The 22,724-nt window shown below is 36.2% G+C and carries 21 protein-coding genes; 16 read left to right on the top strand and 5 right to left on the bottom strand.

The annotated features are described in order from the left end of the window. Window positions 1-21: 21 nt before the first annotated feature. On the top strand, window positions 22-1,395 hold the full coding sequence (locus ACO052_RS04900) for a serine hydrolase domain-containing protein (RefSeq protein ID WP_422106880.1): 1,374 nt from the start codon (window positions 22-24) through the stop codon (window positions 1,393-1,395). A 12-nt stretch (window positions 1,396-1,407) separates the two neighbouring features. Here ACO052_RS04900 and ACO052_RS04895 read toward each other — a convergent pair whose 3' ends face one another. Further along, entirely contained in the window at window positions 1,408-2,175 is a 768-nt protein-coding gene (locus tag ACO052_RS04895; protein WP_422106879.1) for a HEAT repeat domain-containing protein, read from the bottom strand. Window positions 2,176-2,329: 154 nt separating this feature from the next. Between ACO052_RS04895 and ACO052_RS04890 the strand changes: the two genes are divergently transcribed. The 4 genes from ACO052_RS04890 to ACO052_RS04875 are packed head-to-tail and all read left to right on the top strand — an operon-like array spanning window position 2,330 to window position 4,652. After that, on the top strand, window positions 2,330-3,430 hold the full coding sequence (locus tag ACO052_RS04890; RefSeq protein WP_422106878.1) for a serine hydrolase domain-containing protein: 1,101 nt from the start codon (window positions 2,330-2,332) through the stop codon (window positions 3,428-3,430). 10 nt (window positions 3,431-3,440) lie between these two features. Beyond that, window positions 3,441-3,770, top strand: coding sequence for a hypothetical protein (locus ACO052_RS04885; protein ID WP_422106877.1), 330 nt, complete (start codon window positions 3,441-3,443; stop codon window positions 3,768-3,770). Beyond that, a complete protein-coding gene (locus ACO052_RS04880; RefSeq protein ID WP_422106876.1) occupies window positions 3,760-4,335 on the top strand; it encodes an RNA polymerase sigma factor in 576 nt (191 codons plus the stop codon). Before ACO052_RS04885 ends, ACO052_RS04880 begins: the two co-directional genes overlap by 11 nt. Beyond that, window positions 4,332-4,652 carry a hypothetical protein gene (locus tag ACO052_RS04875; protein WP_422106875.1) on the top strand — a complete coding sequence of 107 codons (321 nt, stop codon included), beginning with the start codon at window positions 4,332-4,334 and terminating at the stop codon, window positions 4,650-4,652. The genes ACO052_RS04880 and ACO052_RS04875 overlap by 4 nt, the downstream gene beginning before the upstream one ends. Window positions 4,653-4,654: 2 nt before the next feature. Here ACO052_RS04875 and ACO052_RS04870 read toward each other — a convergent pair whose 3' ends face one another. Further along, a complete protein-coding gene (locus tag ACO052_RS04870; RefSeq protein WP_422106874.1) occupies window positions 4,655-5,581 on the bottom strand; it encodes a S66 peptidase family protein in 927 nt (308 codons plus the stop codon). Window positions 5,582-5,763: 182 nt separating this feature from the next. Between ACO052_RS04870 and metG the strand changes: the two genes are divergently transcribed. The 5 genes from metG to ACO052_RS04845 all read left to right on the top strand — a co-directional run bounded on the left by metG (window position 5,764) and on the right by ACO052_RS04845 (window position 14,281). Further along, window positions 5,764-7,818: a methionine--tRNA ligase gene (gene metG / locus ACO052_RS04865; RefSeq protein WP_422106873.1), complete on the top strand. Its 2,055-nt coding sequence runs from the start codon at window positions 5,764-5,766 to the stop codon at window positions 7,816-7,818. Then, window positions 7,818-8,189: a hypothetical protein gene (locus tag ACO052_RS04860; protein WP_422106872.1), complete on the top strand. Its 372-nt coding sequence runs from the start codon at window positions 7,818-7,820 to the stop codon at window positions 8,187-8,189. Before metG ends, ACO052_RS04860 begins: the two co-directional genes overlap by 1 nt. A gap of 148 nt (window positions 8,190-8,337) precedes the next feature. Further along, the gene (locus ACO052_RS04855) at window positions 8,338-10,719 is read left to right on the top strand and encodes a hypothetical protein (RefSeq protein ID WP_422106871.1); all 2,382 of its coding nucleotides are present in this window, start codon (window positions 8,338-8,340) and stop codon (window positions 10,717-10,719) included. A 58-nt stretch (window positions 10,720-10,777) separates the two neighbouring features. Then, window positions 10,778-13,213 carry a hypothetical protein gene (locus tag ACO052_RS04850; protein WP_422106870.1) on the top strand — a complete coding sequence of 812 codons (2,436 nt, stop codon included), beginning with the start codon at window positions 10,778-10,780 and terminating at the stop codon, window positions 13,211-13,213. Window positions 13,214-13,378: 165 nt separating this feature from the next. Further along, window positions 13,379-14,281 (top strand): histone deacetylase, encoded by a 903-nt coding sequence (locus ACO052_RS04845; protein ID WP_422106869.1) that lies wholly within the window; start codon window positions 13,379-13,381, stop codon window positions 14,279-14,281. Between the two features lie 2 nt (window positions 14,282-14,283). On the opposite strand, the gene ACO052_RS04840 is transcribed toward ACO052_RS04845, so the two are convergent. From ACO052_RS04840 to ACO052_RS04830, 3 genes are read right to left on the bottom strand one after another with little or no spacing between them, the layout of a single operon-like run. Next, complete coding sequence (locus tag ACO052_RS04840) at window positions 14,284-16,578, bottom strand: TonB-dependent receptor plug domain-containing protein (RefSeq protein ID WP_422106868.1); 2,295 nt, start codon at window positions 16,576-16,578, stop codon at window positions 14,284-14,286. Continuing rightward, on the bottom strand, window positions 16,562-17,470 hold the full coding sequence (locus tag ACO052_RS04835) for a FecR family protein (RefSeq protein WP_422106867.1): 909 nt from the start codon (window positions 17,468-17,470) through the stop codon (window positions 16,562-16,564). The genes ACO052_RS04840 and ACO052_RS04835 overlap by 17 nt, the downstream gene beginning before the upstream one ends. A gap of 47 nt (window positions 17,471-17,517) precedes the next feature. Beyond that, complete coding sequence (locus ACO052_RS04830; RefSeq protein WP_422106866.1) at window positions 17,518-18,042, bottom strand: RNA polymerase sigma factor; 525 nt, start codon at window positions 18,040-18,042, stop codon at window positions 17,518-17,520. Between the two features lie 107 nt (window positions 18,043-18,149). On the opposite strand from ACO052_RS04830, the gene ACO052_RS04825 reads away from it, so the two are divergent. The 6 genes from ACO052_RS04825 (at window position 18,150) to ACO052_RS04800 (ending at window position 22,704) form a co-directional block, all read left to right on the top strand. Then, window positions 18,150-19,220, top strand: coding sequence for a hypothetical protein (locus ACO052_RS04825; protein WP_422106865.1), 1,071 nt, complete (start codon window positions 18,150-18,152; stop codon window positions 19,218-19,220). 11 nt (window positions 19,221-19,231) lie between these two features. Then, complete coding sequence (locus ACO052_RS04820; protein ID WP_422106864.1) at window positions 19,232-19,618, top strand: OB-fold protein; 387 nt, start codon at window positions 19,232-19,234, stop codon at window positions 19,616-19,618. 21 nt (window positions 19,619-19,639) lie between these two features. Next, entirely contained in the window at window positions 19,640-20,794 is a 1,155-nt protein-coding gene (locus ACO052_RS04815) for a T9SS type A sorting domain-containing protein (protein ID WP_422106863.1), read from the top strand. Between the two features lie 56 nt (window positions 20,795-20,850). Beyond that, window positions 20,851-21,705 (top strand): DUF5777 family beta-barrel protein, encoded by an 855-nt coding sequence (locus ACO052_RS04810; RefSeq protein ID WP_422106862.1) that lies wholly within the window; start codon window positions 20,851-20,853, stop codon window positions 21,703-21,705. Window positions 21,706-21,716: 11 nt separating this feature from the next. Next, the gene (locus ACO052_RS04805) at window positions 21,717-22,079 is read left to right on the top strand and encodes a hypothetical protein (protein WP_422106861.1); all 363 of its coding nucleotides are present in this window, start codon (window positions 21,717-21,719) and stop codon (window positions 22,077-22,079) included. 79 nt (window positions 22,080-22,158) lie between these two features. Then, window positions 22,159-22,704 carry a YceI family protein gene (locus tag ACO052_RS04800; protein ID WP_422106860.1) on the top strand — a complete coding sequence of 182 codons (546 nt, stop codon included), beginning with the start codon at window positions 22,159-22,161 and terminating at the stop codon, window positions 22,702-22,704. Window positions 22,705-22,724: the final 20 nt, after the last annotated feature.

The raw sequence follows: 22,724 nt of genomic DNA, 5'->3' as shown, positions 1-22,724 counted from the left end.
CTATTATTTTAAAAGTAACCTATGAAAAAATTCATAATACTTCTCATCGCAGTATCTACTAGTGTTTGTCAAGCTCAAAATGAAGCTGAACATATAAAAACCATTGATCAATTTCTTACCGAAGAATATCCAAAAAACGAACCAGGCGCAACAGTATTAGTTGCCAAAAAAGGAAAGGTCATTTTTGAGAAAGCTTACGGATTGGCATCGCTAAAACCAAAGCGAAAATTAAAAACCGATATGGTATTTCAAATTGGATCGATGAGCAAACAATTTGTTTCAGCCGCTATATTACAATTGATTGAACAGGGGAAAATGGCGCTTACAGATACCATTCAAAAATATGTACCGTATTATCCAACAAAAGCGTATCCAATTACCATTCATCATTTATTATCTCAAACTTCCGGGATTCCAGAATACTTCGATGTCGACGAAAGCGAGTTTCACTTACTCGCTAAGGAACATACGCCTCAACAATTAATAAATTATTACAAAGATGAACCACTCATTTTTAGACCAGGGGAAAAGTGGAGTTATAGTAATTCTAATTATCCTTTATTAGGTGCTGCCCTAGAAAAAACAACAGGTTTATCTTTAAAAGAATACCTTAAAATCTACATTTTTGAACCTTTAGGTATGACCTCAACAGGACTTTGGTATAATGAAACCATCAAAAAGAAAAGAATTCCCGTAGGTTACAATAGTAAAAACGGCATACTATTTCCTGGACCTGAGATAGTTGGGTCTGCATTGTATGCTCCTGGCGGAATTGTATCTACTATAAATGACTTGTTTATTTGGAATAGAGCACTGGTAAACAAAACTGTTATTTCTGATTTTGTAGTTCAACAATTAACATCCGAAAAAACTATAGCCTCAGGAGAAGGCACAGGATATGGCTACGGATTTTTTCTTAAAAACCTTCAAGGAAGTCCTACAATACAACATGGTGGTAATTTATTCGGATTTACAACCTATGGTTTGTATTTACCTCATGAAGATATTTTTGTATGCATCTTGGCAAATACAAAATTTGACCGAACAGAGGAGCTTGCAAACTATGTGGCAAGTATCCTTTTAAATAAACCTATTGAAATATTTAGTAAAAAAGAGGTTTCAAAAGCATTGTTGAAAGATTATATTGGTATTTACGAATTGCAAAGCGAAGAAATATCTAGGACATTCCAAATAAAACTTTTCGATAACACATTAATTCTTAGTGACCCTAAAGCACCAGAACATGATGCGACGCTAACGCCATCGGATAAGGATGTTTTTATCTTGAAAGCTGTTAGTGCTTCATTTAAATTCTTGCGAAATGAAGACAACCAAACTATGGGTTTTACCGTAAATCAGGAGGGGAAAATATTTGAATTTAAAAAAATAAAATAATAACTATCAAATTCAATTTTTGTTTTCATAATTGGCATCAATATAAGCAATAGCCTCTTGTTGACTTAATACTGCAAATTTTTTATAGCGCTCATGTACATCAACAATCTCATCCAAAGCTTTTTGTACTAAGTCTTTATTTTGCCACGTATTTAAATGTGTAACCACTGTTTGCAGGCAGCCTTTTTTGTAAGCGATTTGACCTAGCACATGAATCAGTGTGTCAGTTACACGCTTGGTTTCATCATGTTCTAATTGTTTAAGTAAAGGTAAAATATCTTGCGGATGGGTACGCCCCCTTAGTTCAATACCATGGCAAATCTCACGCCTAATTTCTTTATCTGGATGCTTTAAATAAGACTTTGCCCAAGCTAAAACAGGTTCTGGATTGCGCTCGCCCATTTTTTTGATGGAACCAATAACTGCATTTCTTACGCGATGGTGATCATCGAACAAACCTTTATCCATAAACGCTTGAACCTTATCAAAATGAAATTTCCCTATTTCTCCTGCTGCATTAATGACGGTTTGTCGTATGAGTTCATTATCCGACTGAAAGAGAGCTTTCAATGTTGAAACTATTCTGGACTGTAATTCAGGACGCGCATAGAAGATTTTACCAATGGCTAAATATCCGGTCTTACGGATGTAAGTGTCTTCGTCTGAAAAATAGTTTATTAGACTTCTGTTTTGATCTAAAGACAAATCAGCTTCAATCTCTTGATTAATTTTTTTAACCAATTTATTTCGTTCTTCTTTAGTGAGATCGTAAAAGGCCATAGCTGATAGATAATGGTTTAAGTCACTTCGACCCTAAAGATATTCAATATTAAAGCTTCTGGACAAAATTATTTTGTAACCTTTCTTTTTGTGGTTTTGTCCAATGGATGTGAATTCACAAAAAACACATTCATAAACATTAAAAAATCAAAAAATGAACACTGTAAAATCATACATTATAGCCTTAGCTATAATCTTAACGGTATCTGTTTTTGGGCAAGAAAACTCTACATTAATTAAAGTTCCAAACGGCAATACCATTTCGTCTAAAGCATTAAATGAATATATAGAAAAGACCATGGACTCTTTAGAATTACCAGGCCTTTCTATAGCCATTGTAAATGATGATAAAATAGCCTATCACAATACTTTTGGTGTTAAGAATCTAAAAACTAAAGATCCTGTAACCAAACGGACTATTTTTGAAGGGGCCTCACTTTCTAAGCCGCTATTTGCTTATTTTTTAATGAAAATGGCTGAAAAAGGTCAAATAGATTTAGACCAGCCGATCTATCCCTATTTAGAGCCTATTTTTCAAGAGGGTACAGTTGAAGATACATCTCTAGACTATTACAAAATCTTAACCCCTAGGATCATTTTATCTCATGGTACAGGTATTCCTAATTGGGTAAAGGGTGAGCCTATAAAGATTGCCTTTAAGCCTGGTACAGATTTTTCGTATTCTGGTGAAGCCTATCAGCATTTGGGAGCTGCGTTTAGCTTAAAGCTCGGTATAGATTGGGGATCAAAGCTAGATGCTCTATTTATTAAAGAGGCGGCATTGCCTATTGGTATGGACAGAACCTTATACACCTGGGATTCAAAATATGAAAGTTCTGTTGCCAATGGTCACATAAAAGGTCAAGTAAATCCAAATATTAATAGATTTAAAAAAGTAGGGCCAGGCTTTAGTTTGCATTCCAATGCCGAAGACTATGCCATGTTCCTTATTGAGATGATGAATCCAAAAAACATTACGAAAGCGACAAGAGATGAAATGTTGAAAGAACACAACCATTTTAGAGAGGACAACACACTACTGAAAGAAACAGGCCAAACGGGATGGGGCCTTGGATTTGCACAAAAACCTACATCGAATGGGCTCATGCATTTACACACTGGCAATAATCAAGATTTTCAAGCATATACCATGTTTATTCCCGAGCAAAACTATGGATTTGTAATGTTTACAAATTCAGATAATTTATTTCCTTTTTTAGAAAAATTAGAGGACCTTTTAGGAGAACATTTTTAAATCAATAATTATGAAAGATTTTAACGAAGCCATCGGATTTGCAGCCATAGCATTAGGGTTCATATCAGTAGTCTTTATCATTGCCAGATATACGTATTTGATAAAAAAGGAAATGATAAAACAAGGTATCTATCTTGAGAATAGAGCTGTAAAATACAAATACCTAGATATTGGTTGTATTGTTTTTGGATTGGGAATCGGGTTGCTTGTATCTTCAATATTTACTTCAATAGACTTAACCGAAGACACCACGGACCTCTTGGTTTGGGGAACGATTTTAATTTTTGGAGCAGCAGGTTTAGTAGCTGCACATTTCATTAGAAAAAAACTTGAGGACTAAAAGCCACAACGAAGAGTACGATTTAATTCGTAAGGTGATAGAAGGTGACTCTAATGCTTTTAGACAATTAGTCTACAAGTACAAAGATGTGTCACTTTCTCTCGCCTGTTCTATTTTGAAAAATAAAACACTTGCGGAAGATGTGCTTCAAGATGTCTTTATTAAAGTATTTAATAATTTAAAGACTTTTAAGTTTAAATCTTCCTTTTCGACATGGTTGTACAGAATTGTGGTAAACACGTCCTATAATGCCTTAAAAAGACAGAAAGTAAGTCTATCTATAGATAAAGATAACTACAGCGATGTTATGTTGCCCTTTAATGATCGTGACCCTCTGATGGAAAAAGACCAAAAGCACTATATCAACAAAGCTCTAAGCTTACTGCGACCAGATGAGGCATTAGTTCTAAGACTATTTTATTTATGCGAACTGAGCATAAAGGAAATAGAGGAGATTACTAAATTCAAAACATCTAAGATTAAAGTTGACCTGCATCGTGGAAGGGAAAATTTAAATTTTCAACTCAGACAACTACTGGGTGATGATATAAAACATTTATTATGAAAGAAGAACAGTTAAAAAAGATCATTCAAAAGAGTACTGTAGAAACATCAGATCAATTTATCAATAATCTCATGTCCTCTATCGACCATAATCAAGAAAGAAAAAAAACCTTAAAGAGTTTATTTAAAAGAGCCTTAATCGCTATTTCAATTGTATCTATAGCAATGTCATATGTTTTATATCAATATCTCGACAGTGAAAATAGTCTCGGCATACTTCCCAATATTCCAAAAACACCATTATTTGTAATTTTCATGGTTGTCATACTTTTTTACATTAACACGTTCATTAGGACGAATGAACAAAATCGAATATGAATTTATTCGGTAAAAATGATTGAAGATGCGGTCTTACCAACCTCGAGTTTTATAGTTCTGCCCAAAACTAAAGCTCTATTATCCTTTTCATGCCCAGCTCGCATATTAAAGGCAATCGGGAAGTCGTATTCAGATAGGGCATCTAGAATAAGCTGTTCTACTGAAGTCCCCCAAAGGGTCGTATTTTTTCTTAGTTTGGTCATATCACCAACGATCAAACCTTTCAAATCATTGAAATAGCCAGCGCGCTTCATGCTTTGTAGCATACGGTCTATATGGTATTTATACTCCCCAATCTCTTCTATAAATAATATTTTTCCTGAGGTATCTATACTCTCTTTAGAGCCTAACATGGTGTGTAGCATTGTGAGATTCCCTCCTACGAGTTGACCAGAAGCCTCACCCACTCTATTATAAGTAGTACCTTCTAATGTATAACCTGTAGGTTTACCAAATAAAGCTGACTTAAATGTCTCTACAGAGGTTTCGACCTCACTTAAATCTTTAGTCAAACTCACGCACATCAGCGCATGTAAAGATTCAAAACCTTGGTTGTGCAACTGATTGTGCAAAGCGGTAATATCACTATAGCCTATGATCCATTTCGGATTTTCCTTGAATTTGGTATAATCCAATTTATCTAAAATTCTCACGGTTCCGTAACCTCCTCTTGCACACCAAATAGCACTAATTTTAGGATCATCCATAGCCCCTTGAAGATCCTCGCAGCGTTCATCGTCCGTACCTGCAAAATGATTCGCCTTACTAAACACGTGCTTACCTACTATAGCATACAAACCCCAGCTTTTTAGCAAATCCTTGGCCTGTTGCACTTCGCGCTCTCGGTTTTTCAGAATTCCAGAAGGTGCGACGATGGCTACAGTATCTCCTGCTTTTAGATATGGTGGTTGAATCAAATCTGTTATCATTTTGGAAGAATTATCATTTTCATTTTGAGCATAGAGCTGATGATTTAACCCAAAATTAATTGTAAGGATTATAAGTAAAACTAGACTTCTCAAAATCATGAAAACTGCTTTTTGTAAATGTACATTTTTTTTAGAACTGTTGTTATATTATGTACTTTTGTAGCTTTCAAAATATTGAAATCATGTCTAAACGATATACCATTACAGCGGCTTTACCATACACCAATGGCCCCATTCATATTGGCCACTTGGCTGGTGTTTATGTACCTGCCGATATTTATGCGAGATATTTGCGATTAACGGGTAATGATGTGGCGTTTATCTGTGGAAGTGACGAACATGGAGTTCCTATAACCTTAAAAGCAAAAAAAGAGGGCGTCAGCCCACAGGATATTGTAGATAAATATCATGCCATTATTAAGGAGTCCTTTGAAGATTTTGGTATTTCGTTTGACAATTACTCACGTACCTCTGCGAAGATTCATCACGATACCGCATCTGAATTTTTTAAAACTTTATACAACAAAAACGAATTTGTGGAGGAAGTCTCGGAGCAATTATACGATGCCGAAGCCAATCAATTTCTGGCAGATCGTTTTGTTATCGGCACCTGCCCTAAATGCGGTTATGAAGAAGCTTATGGAGACCAATGTGAAAACTGTGGTACAAGCCATAATGCGACGGATTTAATTAATCCTAAATCCGCAATTACAGGCAATACCCCGACCTTAAAGAAAACCAAACATTGGTTTTTACCCTTAAATAAACACGAGGAGTTTTTAAAAGAATGGATTCTAAAAGGCCACAAGAAAGACTGGAAGCCTAATGTGTATGGGCAGGTCAAATCGTGGATTGACGATGGCTTACGCCCAAGAGCTGTGACGAGAGATTTGGACTGGGGAATTCCTGTACCAGTAGAAGGTGGGGAAGGCAAAGTACTTTACGTTTGGTTTGATGCGCCAATCGGGTACATCTCTTCAACAAAGGAATGGGCCGAGCGCGAAGGTAAAAACTGGGAGGATTATTGGAAAGATAAGGACACTAAACTCGTACACTTCATCGGTAAGGATAATATTGTGTTCCACTGTATTATTTTCCCATCCATGCTAAAGGCGGAAGGCTCATATATTTTACCAGAAAATGTCCCAGCTAATGAGTTTTTAAATTTGGAGAGCAATAAATTATCGACTTCTAAAAATTGGGCCGTTTGGTTACCAGAGTATCTCGTAGATTTTCCCAATCAACAAGATGTCTTACGCTATGCTTTAACGGCAAATGCCCCAGAAACAAAGGATAACGATTTTACCTGGAAAGACTTTCAGGCCAGAAATAATAATGAACTTGTCGCCATTTTTGGGAACTTCATTAATCGTGTGGTGGTTTTAACCAACAAATACTATGATGGTATTGTTCCAAAACCCTCAGATTACAATAATGTAGATAAAGATACCCTAGCTGCATTAAAAGCTTATCCTGCTGTAATCTCGAGTTCTATAGAACGCTATCGTTTTAGGGAAGGCAGCCAAGAATTAATGAATTTGGCTCGGCTTGGCAATAAGTACTTGGCGGATGAGGAACCTTGGAAAACTATTAAAACGGATGAAGACCGTACCAAGACCGTAATGTTTATCGCTTTGCAAATAGCTTCGGCCTTAGCTGTGTTATCTGAGCCGTTTTTACCATTTACATCTAACAAGTTAAAAGGTATTTTAAAGTCTGAAGCCAATAGTTGGAGTGACATCGCCATAAAAGATACACTTTTACCTTCAGGGCATGCTATACAATCTGGAAAACCCGAATTGCTCTTTTCGAAAATTGAAGATTCTGAGATCCAAAAGCAACTCGATAAACTGGTGGCTAACAAAAAAGCCAATGAAGCGGCCAAGAAAAGTGTTGAGCCTCAAAAAGCAGAGATTACCTTCGATGACTTTACAAAATTAGATATCAGAGTTGGTACCATACTCGAAGCCGAAAAAATGCCCAAGACAAAAAAGCTCTTGGTTTTAAAAGTTGATACGGGTATAGATACCAGAACTATAGTTTCCGGAATTGCCGAAAGCTTTAAACCCGAGGAGGTCATCGGTAAACGCGTGACGGTACTAGTGAATTTAGCACCGCGTAAGTTGAGAGGCGTCGAAAGTCAGGGTATGATCTTAATGACCGAAGATGAAGGCGGTAACTTAGTCTTTGTAAATCCAAGTATAGACGGCGTTGCTAATGGCTTAAAGATTAGTTAGTGTCAGCGCCTTCAATACTCAGGCAGATCAAAGATATACAGGCCCAAGCAGAACGCCTTATCCGTACTGGTGGCAATACGCCAGAAATAGAAGCATTTGCCCAATTCAACGAAAGCCTAAAAAGCTATTTGCTTCAGCATATCAAGGAGGAGTTCATATTGAACTATATCAAAACTATTCCGTCTTTAGATATCGATGCGCTTGAGACGAAATCTAACTTTTTTATAGGTGTCATCAGTCTTTTCTTTGGTAGATTAGGCGCGACCTATAGTGAAAGAAACAGAATTAACACCGCTTTAAAAATTATAAAGGAAATTTCAAACAAGTATGCTTCATACGAAATAATGATAGCAAATTCCTTAGAAACGTAGGATTAATATATTAAACTCGTATTAAAGTTCTTCTTTATTGCCGGGTTTTTCAATATTTTTATAGTGAATACCAACAACTATGCATACATCTTTTATACCTTTTCTTACCAAAATTAGGTTTTGTTTCCTTTTACTTTTTAGTCTTTCCATGTCGTCCCAAGAAGAACTGGATATTTTAGAAGCTTATGAAGACTATACTGAAGCCCCTCGTGAAGTGGTGTATTTACACCTAAATAAATCGACCTACATCATCGGTGAGACCCTAGGTTTTACGGCCTATGTCTTGGATAAAAATGACAAAAAGCCTTCAGTAGTAACCTCTAATCTATATGTTACTTTAGAAGACGCCACGCAAAACATCATAAAACAAAAACTCATAGAAGTACAAGATGGGGTGGCCTCGAATACGTTTGAAATAGATTCCCTATTCTCCAAAGGCAATTACCATATTAAGGCCTATACCAACTGGATGAATAATTTTAATGAGCACAATTATTTTACGTCGCCTATAATAATTAAGGATCAAATTGTAGCGAAACCTGTCGTAAACGCCATAGAAAGTAATATTGATGCTCAATTTTTACCAGAGAGTGGTCATGTATTGCATGGTGTAGAAAATACGATAGGCGTGGTTATAAAAGACAAAAAGGGACGTGGCATCCCTTACGCTAAGGGTGAGGTCATCGATAAAAATGGTACTATTATTACCGCTTTTAAAACCAACCTATTGGGTATTGGACGATTTGCTATGGTTGCGGATGCCAATCAAAACTATCGGGTAAGACTAGACGGGTACGACACCGTTATTGTCCTTAATCAAGACTTAAACATCCAGAAAAAGGGCATTATACTGTCAGTTAAACGCCTAAGGAATAAATTTTTTGTTTCGGCGGTTACCAATGCCAGTACTTTAGAAACAATTAAGGACAAGCGCTATTCCTTGGTATTGCATAATGGTAATACCGCGGATCTGATGGACATTTATTTTAATGATCAACCCGTTGTGACAAAGATTATTGAACTCGACAGTGACCCTGGGATTCATATACTGACACTTTTTAATGAAAATAATCAGCCCCTTGCCGAACGCTTAATATTTAATTATCAGGGCTTATCAACTATACAATCCGACACTGAAACAAAGCTTACCAAATCAAGAGACTCTATTGCCATTAGGCTTAAATTTAAAGCTATTGACTCGAGTATGTCGCATCATTTAAGCGCTTCCATACTACCTAAAGAGACCAAGTCATACCAAAGTGCGCATAGTATCATTAGTTATAACTATTTACAGCCATATGTCAAGGGCCATATCCAAAATGCTAAATATTATTTTACTGATATCGATGAAAGAAAAAAATTCGAACTCGATAATCTTCTCATTACTCAAGGCTGGAGCAGCTATGATTGGGGAATGATATTTAAGGGGGCTCCTGAGCTGTCTTATAATTTTGAGAAGGGCATTATAATAAAAGCTAACTATTCTGCCAATAACCTTAACGATAAAGGGCGTCCTAATAATATCATGTACCATTTCAACGACGAAGGCTTTTTAGTAGCGGAAGCCAATGTAGATCAAAAGAGTTATGTCATAAAACGTTTATTCCCTGAGGAAAATTACACCATTAAGTTATCAGAAATTACAAGCAAGAATGTGCTAAGACCTGCGCAACTCTATCTTCAATTTTTCCCCCGAAAAATTCCGAAATTGCGCATGAGCACTCCCTCCGTTTCTGATTTAATAACAGCCCCAAGTACAAGTGAAGATTTAGAAAATATGAACAGCTATAGTAATGTAATGATTGAACCCTTAGACGGCGAACAACGATTGGGTGAAGTCATTGTAAAAGCCAGTTCATCCCTCAAAAGAAGAGAACGTCAAAGCAAATTGGGTAATCAAAAATTTAGCAAAATAAGGGTGGTTAGTGAAGCGGATGAAAACTCATATGTGACCCTATTAAACTATCTGAAATTTCATGCTTGGAACCTTCGAAGAAGTACGAGCGGCCCAAATACGACGTCTACAGGAGTCGCTGGCGTTGCTACTGCAGAGCTCATAACAGATCCTTTTTTGGCAGAAACTGTAATTGCAGGGGTCAATTATTATCTAAATGATATACTTGTTATAGATTTTTCTCGAATTGAGGAACTATTTCTATCTAATGTAGACTATATAGAGATCAATAGATTTGGTCTGGGTGATGGTATGCGCAGTCCTGCGGGTGTGATTAAAATATATACCAAATATTCAAGTCCATTCCGCACTTCAGGAAAAACCTCTAAGCCCTATGCCTTTCCTTTAACATTTAGCAAGCAAAAAACCTACTATGCCCCAAAATATAGATATAATGATGATGATTTCTATAAACACTATGGCGTTGTCGATTGGAAACCTAATCTATCGGTTGACCCAAATGGAATTGCAACCATAAAAATCGCAAAACCAAAAGTCCCTATTACTTTATTTATTGAAGGTATTGCTAATGATGGCGCTTTTGTTTTTGAGGAGAGGACTTTTGACTTAAACTAAAGTTAAAGTCCTTAGATATAGCATGGCTTTTTTGTATCTTAAAGAAAAATCCATCGCTATGAATACACATTTTATTTTTCGCAATCCAAAAATTATTTTCGTTGTTTTACTGTGCAATTTGTTCCTCCTCAATGCTCAGGAAGATTCTAAAATTTACAGTGCCTACGAAGATTACACCGAAGCGCCACGGGAAGTGGTGTATGTCCATCTCAACAAATCCACTTACATTAAAGGAGAAGATATTGGTTTTACGGCTTATGTATTTGACAAACAAAGTAAAAAACCGTCCAAGTACACGTCGAATCTCTATGTAACGATTGAAGACGGAAACAAAAAAAGCATTAAAAAAGCACTATTAAAGGTTGAGAATGGTGTGGCATCAAATGTCTTCCCACTAGATTCTACCTTTTCTTCAGGGCAATACACATTTAAGGCTTACACGAATTGGATGCGTAATTTTAATGAACGGGGTTATCACATAGAATCCATAAAAGTGATTGATCCAAACGCTAATCAGTCTGTGAAATCAGTAGTGATGTCAGACGGTATAGATGCCCAATTCTTGCCCGAAGGAGGTCATCTTCTAAATAATGTAGTCAATAGTGTCGGTGTTGTCATTAAAGATTACAATGGCCTTGGTATTCCTGAGGCTAAAGGCCAAGTTTTTGACAAAAACAACCAGCTCATCACCGAGTTTCAAGTCAACCATCTTGGTATCGGCCGATTTTTGCTAAAAGCCAAATCCAATAATAACTACACTATTAAAATTAATCATTTGGATAAAGCGTACAACTTTAGACTCAATGAAACTGTGGAGCCTATTGGTGTAACCCTATCTGTAGTAAAGCATAGAAACAAGGCCATTGTAGCCTTGGTCACAAATGCCGAAAGTTTGGCACAAATAAAAACGAAACCCTATTCCTTGGCCATACACAACGGAAAAAAAATTGACGTTATCGATGTTGTATTTGATTCTGAAACGACAGTGATAAAGGCCTTTGAATTAAGCGCACTTCCATCTGGCATGAATGTTTTTACATTATTTAATGAAACCAATCAGCCAATCGTTGAACGCTTGTTTTTCAATTACCAAGGCTTAGATATATTAAAATCTCGAAATGTTGTTGTGCAGCAGCAAAAGGATTCTATTAAATTGAAGTTTAATTATAAGGATATTGCTCCCTATGAGTTTAATAATTTAAGTGTATCGGTATTGCCGCAAGACACAAAATCTTACAACAGTCATCAAAACATAATATCGCAAACCTTACTTCAGCCCTATGTTAAAGGATATATAGAACAGGCGCGGTATTACTTTACAGAAGTCAACGAAGACAAAAAATTGGAACTCGACAACCTGCTTATCACTCAAGGCTGGAGTAGCTATGACTGGAACAATATCTTTAATAATTCGAACACCTATGCTTATCCGTTTGAAAAAGGTATTAGCGTCAAGGCCAACTTTACCTCGAAAGAGCTTAATGATAATGGAGAGCCCAACTACGTCATGTATTATTTAGATAGAAATGATCATTTCAAGGTTTCAGAGTCAGAAAAAGGCAAAACCAATTACTGGTTAGAAAACCTATTCCCTGAAGAGGATAATACACTGAAAATGTCGAACATCATTAATAATAATAGAAAAAGGCTTCGACCAGCTTCTTTGTATTTACAGTTCTTTCCTAGTAATATCCCATCATTGCGCAATACTGACCAAGGGATGCCTTATGATGAAAACACGGCTAAGGAAGAAGCTCCAATGACTATGGACGGCAATGTGATGATTAAACCCTCAAGAAACATTGAAATGTTGGAAGAAGTCATTGTAAAATCACGACTTAGCCCCACAATGCAACGACGAAACGAATTAAGTACGAGAACAAACGGCAGAGTCTATGTGGTTGATCAAAGTGTAGAAAATTCATATACATTTTTAAGTAACTTTTTAGCACAGCAAGGCTTAATTGTAGGTGATGACTTTCAGGGACTTAGAGCGCGATTTCCTAACACCAATGGTGGAGGTAGTGCGGTATTCGTCTTAGATGACATGTTATTATTTGATACCACGCCGCTAACGCGATTCCTTATGGGTAATATCGATTACATTGTAATTAATAGATTTGGTATTGGTGAAAGATTCAATTTTGGCGGAGGCAATCTCGGTGGTGGCTTTTTACCGCAACAAGGCGTTATAAAAATTTACACCAAAAGCCCTGATCATCCTCGCTTTTTGGGTAAAAAATCAAGAGCTTACGAGTTTCCATTGACCTTTAGTGAGCAAAAAAAGTTCTATACACCAAAATACAGGTATTATAATGATGATTTTTATAAGCATTATGGCACCATAGACTGGAGACCAAATCTTAAAGTGGATGCCAATGGCTTTGTGTCTTTAAAAATTGAAAAACCAGAAGTCCCAATCACCTTATTTATTGAAGGTATTGCCAATAATGGTGCATTTATTTTTGAAGAAAAATCAATAGCTACGAATTAGATCACATCATCTAACGAAACATAAGAATAGCTATTTACGCTATCTAGAAACTACACTCTTACGCAAAGCTCATATTTTTAATTATAAAAAATATGAGCTTTTGTCTAGCAATATTGGATATTTTTGTATCGTGGATCGCATAAGTATATCCTTTTCTTAAATTAAATGCTCAAAATAGCATACCATCCTATTTATAAACATCCGCTTCCAGAAGGCCATCGTTTTCCGATGGAGAAGTACGAGCTATTACCACAACAACTGCGTCACGAAGGTACTTGTACGGCTACTAATTTTTTTGAACCAGAAAAGCCCAATGACAAATACGTATTAGCCGTTCATGAACCCGAATATTATTACGATTTGGTGAATATTACCTTAGATCAGCGTGCTGCTCGTAAAATAGGGTTTCCTTTGAGTGAAGTTTTAGTAGAGCGTGAGGTAATCATCGCCGATGGCACCATGAAGGCCTCTGAATTTGCTCTAAAATATGGTATTGCTATGAATATTGCTGGAGGCACGCATCATGCCTATACCAATCGCGGAGAAGCTTTTTGTTTATTGAATGACCAAGCCATCGGCACCCGTTATCTTCAAAATAACGGTTTAGCCAAAAAACTACTTATTGTAGATTTAGATGTACATCAAGGTAATGGGACGGCCGAAATTTTTCAAAATGACCCCTCTGTATTTACCTTTTCCATGCATGGCAAGAGTAACTATCCCTTTAAAAAAGAAAAAAGTGATTTAGATATTCCCTTAGAGAATGATACCACAGACAAAACTTACCTTAATATTCTAAAGAAGACCCTACCAAAACTCATCAATGCGCAACAACCCGATTTTATTTATTATTTGTGTGGTGTCGATGTCATTTCCTCCGATAAATTAGGAAAACTGGGCATGACTATAGAAGGCTGTAAAGAACGCGACCGCTTTGTGCTACAAACTTGTAAAAATGCCGACATCCCTGTAATGTGTAGCATGGGAGGAGGCTATTCCCCAGACATTAAAACAATCGTCAATGCTCATGCCAACACCTTTCGCTTAGCACAAGAGATTTTCTTTTGAACTTAAAAATTAACCCTAAATACCATATTCGGTGTTATACCCAGCGAACCCTGTTCTACTTCTGTTACCGTGGCATTATTAATACGATAAAAGCTATTGATAACATTATCCCGATCTAAAAGATTCCATACCGAAAGCCCTATGTTGGCATTCGTTTTAGCACCAATTTTAAAATCGTACAAAGCAGAAATGTCTACTCTAAAATAATCTCTAAGTTCGGAAGCATTTGTTGCTTCATAATTGATGTCCCCATCAACTATTTCGTTACCTTCAACAGGTCGTGTTACCGGTCTACCAGAATTCCAATTTAGTCCAGTTGAAACTTTTAGTCTATCCGAAGTATAATTAATACCAAAGTTCATAGAATGTGTGATATCAAAATTACTGGGAAAGTTGGTCTCTGGTAAATCCTCAAACGCATAATCGCTATTCATATAAGAGTAGCTCAGCCATGAATTGAAGTTTTTTAAACGTTTTCTGATTATAAAGTCTATCCCTTTAACCTCATTGGATCCGCTTGTCCTTGCAAACTCGTATTGATTCTGAAATCCTTGACTTTGGGTCGTTATCCCTTTTATTTTTTTGTAATAGCCTTCTGCACTAATCAACCATCCACTTTTATTATACGATAAACCCATCGATACTTGGCGACTTCGTATAACGGGAATATCGCTATCGTTAGATAACTGCCATCTCCGCTTTTCAATTCCCAAAAAATCGTTTTGAAAATTAATAACCTGGGAGGTATTTTGATGTTTAAATTCACCCAAGACTTCCAAAGAAAAATAATTCAAAAATTTATGGTAAAAACTCAATCTAGGTTCTAAAAGATGCTTACTAAATTTATCAATGTAATTGTATCGCAATCCTGATGACATCCTCGTATTTCTATCTTTAGACCTAAAGGATATTTGTGAAAAAACGCCATGGGTGCGCACCACTTCAGAAACCAACAGTCTAAAACGAGGTACATCTACATCATCGAGGTTGGTCACCTCGGTCTCAACAAAATGATACCCGCTAAGTAGCTGCAATCTGCTATTGATTCTATAATTAGCTTTTAGTTTTAAACTCGTTTCCGATACTTTGTTTTCTTGCAAAAATCGTTGCGCATCCAAAATATTGGCATTTATGGATTTTAACTTATAATCTGTTTCATAGCCTTCAAAAATCGTTTGCCATTTATCGCTCCAAATTCTAGAGTATGCAATGGCTCCTGCAATACTATTTTGAGTTAAACTACTTTCCCTTGAATCTTCAAAGGCATTAGTCGTTGTACTTTCATTAAATACCAGTTCGTTGGCGACATTTATAAAATTAACACGCAGTTCTTCATTATCATTGATTTGATAAATCCATCGTAAAGAAGCATCATAAAAGTCAAAAGCTTTATCCGAATTTACAATGCTCATGGTGTTACTCTCTACTTCTGTGTCCTGAGAAATACGTTCAAAAAAGTTGTTATAAGTAGGGGTTTCGGTAAAATCACTTATTGAGGTTCTGGCAGCAACCTGCAAAGATGATTTTTCACCAATTGGTACATCTACAAAACCGTTTGCATCAATAAAGTCCAGGCCAATATTCCCATTAAACGTTTTATTAATATCCTTTTCAGTTTCCATGGAAATGGTCCCAGAAACGCCATCTGTGAATTCTGTTGCTGAACCATTTTTAGTTAAAGAAACACGTTGTGTAATCTGAGGATTAAACATCGAAATCAATCCGAAAAAATGTCCCGATTGGTACATTTTAATATTGTCCCAAAGTATTAAATTTTGGTCATGAGAGCCTCCTCTTATATTGATGTTTGAAACGGTTTCATTGATGCTTTGAATTCCCGGAAAGGCCTGTACGGCCTGCAGGACATCTGTATCGATTAAACCCGGAAGGATATCAAAGTCAGAAACATCGATTTCGAACGATCCATTACTTAACTTATTAATCCCTTTAACAATATAGCCAGATACCATGACTTCTGACAATTGCTGTAAGCTAATTTGAGAATCATCGGTAATAACCAAAACCATATTATCTTCTGTAATCCTAAATAAAAGCTCAGTTTCTAACTCCAAATAATTAAGGGTTTCTTCTAGGGATAAAGATTCGGATGGCACCGTTATGATAATGTTGGAAATTACATCCTCAGCATAATTAAACTGAATGTTAAAACGCTTCTCTATAGTACTCAGAATTTCAGACAGTGGTTTTTTGTTCCCAGTTTCTTGTGATTGTGCCTGAAATGAAAACATGAAACTAAAAAGTAATGCGATACTATACCGCTTAATCTGTTTTGCCATGAATTAGCACTTGGTTGGATGAACTAATGTTGTAATTTAAATTCATAGGTTGGGTGATGGCAGCGAGCGCATTTTCGAGATGACTATGCGAAAAACTACCTGTGAATAAACGCGCTGTATTGACATCTTTGAAGGTAACTTTAATATTAAACTGACGTTCTAACTCATGGATAACTTCTTTTAACGGAACCGACTTGAAGCGACTTCTATTATTGGTCCACTGTGGTGCAACAGCATTGGTTTTATCTTCACTAAACACATCATTCATAATCCGATACGTATCACCAGCCAATAGCTGCCTCGTAATAGAATCTGAAGACACTTTTACAATACCTTCGTAGCAAATGACCTCAAAATAATTGACTCTTGCCTTTACATTAAATTCAGTACCTACAACAGTTACTGTTCCTTTTTCAGTAATGACATCGAACGTCTTCCCCTTGGCGACCTTAAAATAAGCTTCGCCTTTTAAGTTGAGTTGCCTCTTAGAGCTCCAATCGTCCGCATTATAAGTAATTTGGGTTTCTGCATTTAACGTAACTTGGGATAAATCTGGCAAACTAATACTAGTTTTCTCACTTGCCAAGGTTCGTTCTTCCACTAAGTCATTATTAAAAAATGTAGCATAAATACCTAAAGAAACTACGATAACAGCAGCAATTCTTAACAATGGTTTTATCCAGTTGGTAGACTTTGATGTCCTGCTTTCTTGATACTTGCTTTTAAAGCTTTCAAAATCATCAACCCTCGAAAATTGAGAGGCCTTAAAGTGTTTGGCCTTCTCTATAATCTCTTGGTTTAAAGCATAGTCTTCCCGCTTACGAAACGCCTCTTTCTCAGCATCTGTAAGTTCGTCATTTAACCATTTTTTTAATAAATCATCTTCTGCCATAAACTATCTCCTTAATTATAAAACAACTTAAGTGGTATTTCTCCTGATTATTTTATTTTAAAATTTTCAAGTTCTTTTTTCAAAATATTAAAAGCACTATAAACTCTGTACTCCACAACCTTTTGTGTCACTCCTAGCATATCAGCTATTTCACTATGCTTTTTCCCTTCGACCTTATTTAATAAAAAGGCCACGCGCTGTTCTTCCTTTAAGCCAGACAGCACCTTGTTATACTTCTCTAAATATTGGTCTTGCTCCAAAATAAATTCTGGCGTTTCGTTAGTGTAATGCTTGGCCTTAGTCTTCTGATGATTTAAAACGACCTTCTGATGTTTAATTTCATTCAACATCATATTATTAGCTACAGTAAATAGGAATGATTTGGCTTTGGTGAAAGTAATCTGCTTGCAATTATCCCATAATTTTATGAAGGCCTCCTGAGCCTTATCCCTAGGATTAAATTGTGCACCGTATTTGTAATATAAAAAATTATGCACATCATCTGAGTATTTATTATAAATACGCTCAAATACAACTTCTTCACAGATATTCTCAGTTAGGTTTTTAGGCAAGAGTCAATCGTTTTGATAAAGGTATTGAAATATTTTTTTTAAAAAAGTTTCAGTAGTTTTTAAAAGTGAGTTGTTATATATTAAATGGCACTAAAAAAATAGCCATCATGAAACTAAAAACAGCAATTTTATTATTTATTATTAGCACTATCGTTTTCTCATCTTGTCGGGAAGAAGAAACGGAATTGATTGAGACCCCTGAAGATGAAGTCTTAAGTCCTAATTCTAATATCGCTGACTTAATAGAACGAACAACGTCCAATGACGGTTCACTTGATAATATTGTAGATAAAGCCAATTGTTTTGATGTTGCTTTTCCATATACGGTTAACGTTAATGGCGTAGAAATAACCGTAACTTCTCAAGAGGATTATGCTGTAATTGAATGTGTGTTTGATGCGTCGGATTCTGATACCGATACTTTAAGCATTGATTTTCCAATCACCATTGTTTTGGCGGATTTTTCAGAAGTCCTTATCAACAGCTTAACAGAGTTTAATGATATCGCCAATACCTGTAATGGTGAAAATATTGAAGATGATGATATTGAGTGTGTCGATTTTCAGTATCCTATTGAAGCACCAATTTTTAATCCTGATAATGAGTTGTTAGAAACCATAATTCTTGAAAATGACAATCAACTCTTTGATTTTGTCCAGAATATCAATGAGAATACCATTGTCACTATTGACTTTCCTATTACTGTAATTCGCGCAGACAATTCTGAAACCAATATCAACAACTTTAATGAGCTTGAAACCGCTATCATAAATGCGATTAACCTGTGTGATGAAGATGATGATTATGATTTTAGTGATGATGATTGTGATAACTGTACAACTTCAGAAATAGAAGCCCTTTTAATTGATTGCACGGACTGGAATGTCAACCGATTAAAGCGCGATGCTACAGATTATGATGATGCTTATGAGGGTTACGATTTTAATTTCTTTTCTGATGGTACCATGTCCGTGTTCTGGAATACAACAACAGTATTCGGCACTTGGACAGCGAGTGGGACAGGAAATAATTTAGAAATAATCATTGATGTACCTGCATTGCCATTATGCAACAATAATTGGATACTACAGGAAATTAAAAACTGTAGTGATGATACCGAAATAAATCTCATCGTCGGCAACGACGACAGGTTACAATATATAAATGGCTGCAACTAAATTTTAGAACTATGCGTAAATGGATTGGCTTTTTAATTGTCTTAATAATTGCTGTGATTATTGGCTACAACTATATCTATCAAGATCATAGGGATATTGAGCGTGAAACAGCTGAATTTACTGTGTTATCTTCAGAAATCTCAGAACTATTCGCTGATAATTCAATAACGGCAGAACAAAAGTTCTTAAATAAAACCATTGAAGTTAGCGGACTAATTTCAGACATAAATACCAATACTATTACCATTGATGACAAGGTATTTTGCCAATTCTCTGAGCAGATAGAAACAGCGCTAGACAAAAACGATAACGTTAAAATAAAAGGGCGAGTTATTGGGTACGATGACTTATTAGAACAGGTAAAACTCGACCAATGTATTATTACTAACCAAAAATAACATCAAAAACTATAAAACATCATGAAAAAGAATTACCAATTAAAAACAACCGCATTATTAGCATTAGCTTTAATTTGTTTGAGCAGTCTAAATGCCCAAGTGAGAATTGCAAAATTGGATCCAGCGTCTAATTCTGTAACACTCAAAAACTATGGCACGTCCAACGTTCCAATTTCAGGATACTGGTTTTGTAATTTCCCGGCTTATGCGCAGGTAAGTTCTATGACTTCTGTAGCGAGTTTAGATCCAGGCGAAGAGGTAAATATTGCCAGTTCCATAAATTTTGCAGTAGCAGATGGTGAGTTTGGACTTTACAACACTAACAGTTTTGGATCATCTGCTGCTATGGAAGATTACATGCAATGGGGAAGTGCCAATCATCAAAGAGAATCTGTAGCTGTAGCCAAAGGGATTTGGGTCGCAAATACGTTTATTGATTTAGCACCACCTTTTGCCTACAGCGGAACAGGGTCTCAAAACGGCGCTGACCAATGGATTACATTCCGAAGTGTTAGAATCTCTAAGCTAGACCCAGCCACAAACTCAGTTTCACTTAAAAATTATAGTTCTACAACGGTGCCTATCTCTAACTATTGGTTTTGCAATTTCCCAGCTTATGCACAGGTAAGTTCTATGACCACTACTACAAGCCTAGCACCAGGCGAGGAAATTAATATCAGTAGCTCCATAAACTTTGCTGTGGCCGACGGTGAATTCGGATTGTATAACACTAATAGTTTTGGGTCTGCAACGGCTATGGAAGACTATATACAATGGGGAAGTGCTAATCATCAGAGAGAGTCCGTGGCAGTGGCCAAAGGCATATGGGATAGCGGTACTTTTATAAATGTAGCGCCTCCTTTTGAGTATACCGGAAACGGTTCACAAGACGGCGTCGCTTTTTGGAGCACCTTGAGTATCAATAGTTTTGAGCAACAAAATCGATTTGAGCTCTACCCCAATCCATCAAATACTACTCTAAATATTCAGTTACAAGGCCAAAACTCAAACGGAACATTACAAGTCTACGACATGCTTGGCAAGCAAGTTCTAGTACAATCCATATCGCTTAGTGAAGTGTCTAAAATTGATGTTTCTACTTGGAATAACGGTCTCTATTTAGTGAAGATTTCTTCAGATAATGGTGAAGAAACCAAACGGTTTATAAAGCAATAAACAGCTGCTCTAGTATAAGAGAATAAATACCACGACATCTAATAATTTTTAAAGAAATGAGATATATACAACTATTTCTAATGCTATTTGTATGCCTAATTTTAAGTGCTCAGGAAGACGATCTGTTAAGCGAGATTGACACAGATTCTGTTGGAGAGCAATATGCTACAGCAGCATTTAAAGGCTTAAAAATCGTCAATTTTGAATCTACCAAACTTGTTGCTAAAAAGGAATTAACACTCATTGTCGCCCATAGGTTTGGGAGCATAGAAAACGGATTTGATACCTTTTTTGGACTTGACGATGCCGTAACCAGAATCAACTTTGTTTATGGTATTACGGATGCGATAAATATTGGTGTATCTCGAAGTTCTTTTCAGAAAATATATGAGGCCTCAGCAAAATACAGACTAGTCAGACAAAAGGACAATGGATTTCCATTCACTATAGTTGCCTATAATTCAATATTAGTAAACACCGCATTAGAAAAAGAAAATTTACCAAAATTGGAATTTAGGGATCGCCTTGGATATACAGCACAACTGCTTATTTCCAAAAAAGTAAGTTCAAAATTGTCATTGGAAGTCGCCCCAACATTCTTTCATGACAATTTTGTGGCTTACGGCGAGCAGCACAACTCACAATATGCCATAGGTTTTGGTGGACGGCAAAAACTCGGTAAACGCTGGTCTATAAACATGGATTATGGTTGGCATTTAAACCGGGCTGCAGGTTCACCTTTTAAGAATCCATTATCTATTGGTTTTGATCTAGAAACTGGGGGACATGTGTTCCAAATGCACTTCACAAATGCTCAAGCTATGAACACCAATGGGTTTTTAGGGCAAGCCACAGGAGACTGGAGTGATGGCAACATCTATTTTGGTTTTAATCTAAGTCGTGTATTCTAAAAGTTAAAATTATGAAATCGAAATACCTCATCTACTTTTTAGTTATTGCATGTTTTGCTAGTTGCTCGTATAACAACGAAGATGATTTAACGGAAGACATTATCATTGAAGACGTTGTGACTTACGATGATAACATAAAAGCAATTATTGACACTAATTGTATTCTATGCCATAGTAATCCGCCTGTAAATGGAGCGCCAATGCCTTTAACAACATTTGAAAATGTAAGGGACGCTGTCGAAAACAGAGACCTTATTGCGCGCATATCTACGACCGATATTGGTTTTGTGATGCCATTAGGTGGACCGCGTTTACCTCAAAACTTAATAGACCTAGTTATTCAGTGGCAAGAAGAAGGTCTATTGGAAAACTAAACCCATAATGGGCTTTTGGCAGAATAATGCTCTGCTATTATAGCCATTAAACTAAAAAATTGAAATTAAAAATAACGACATGAAAATCACATTTATAACACTCCTATTTGTTAGTATAAGTGCAATAGGACAAAACAAATACTTAACCAAAACAGGGGTATTGACCTTTGAAGCCTCGGTACCTTCGTTTGAGGAAGTCGCTGCCAAAAACCAATCTGTAACTGCTATATTAAATACAGCGAATGGTGAATTTGCCGCTTTGGCTTTGGTCAAAGGGTTTAGATTTAAAAATGCCTTAATGGAAGAGCATTTTAATGAAAATTATGCCGAATCCGATCAGTATCCCAAGGCTACCTTTAAAGGAAAAATAAAAGATTTTAGTTTAGATTATTTGAGTAAAACGGATAACGCCACCACGGTTAATGGGTCCTTGACCTTTCATGGCGTTACTAAGGAATTAATGGATATTCCATTAACCATAACATCGGTAAGGGATAAGATTATGTTATTGGGGAGTTTTACAGTATTGGCTTCTGATTTTGATATTGATATCCCAAAAATCGTTGCCAAAAAGTTGTCAAACGACGTTAAAGTAAATTTTAGTTTTGAATTGGTTAAAAAGTAGGGTTTTTAATTATGAGAGAA

The sequence above is a fragment of the Winogradskyella sp. genome (genome assembly GCF_965228925.1).
Taxonomy (GTDB): domain Bacteria; phylum Bacteroidota; class Bacteroidia; order Flavobacteriales; family Flavobacteriaceae; genus Winogradskyella.
The sequence above is the reverse complement of the archived record's forward strand: the minus strand, read 5'-3'. Positions and strand labels throughout refer to the sequence as shown.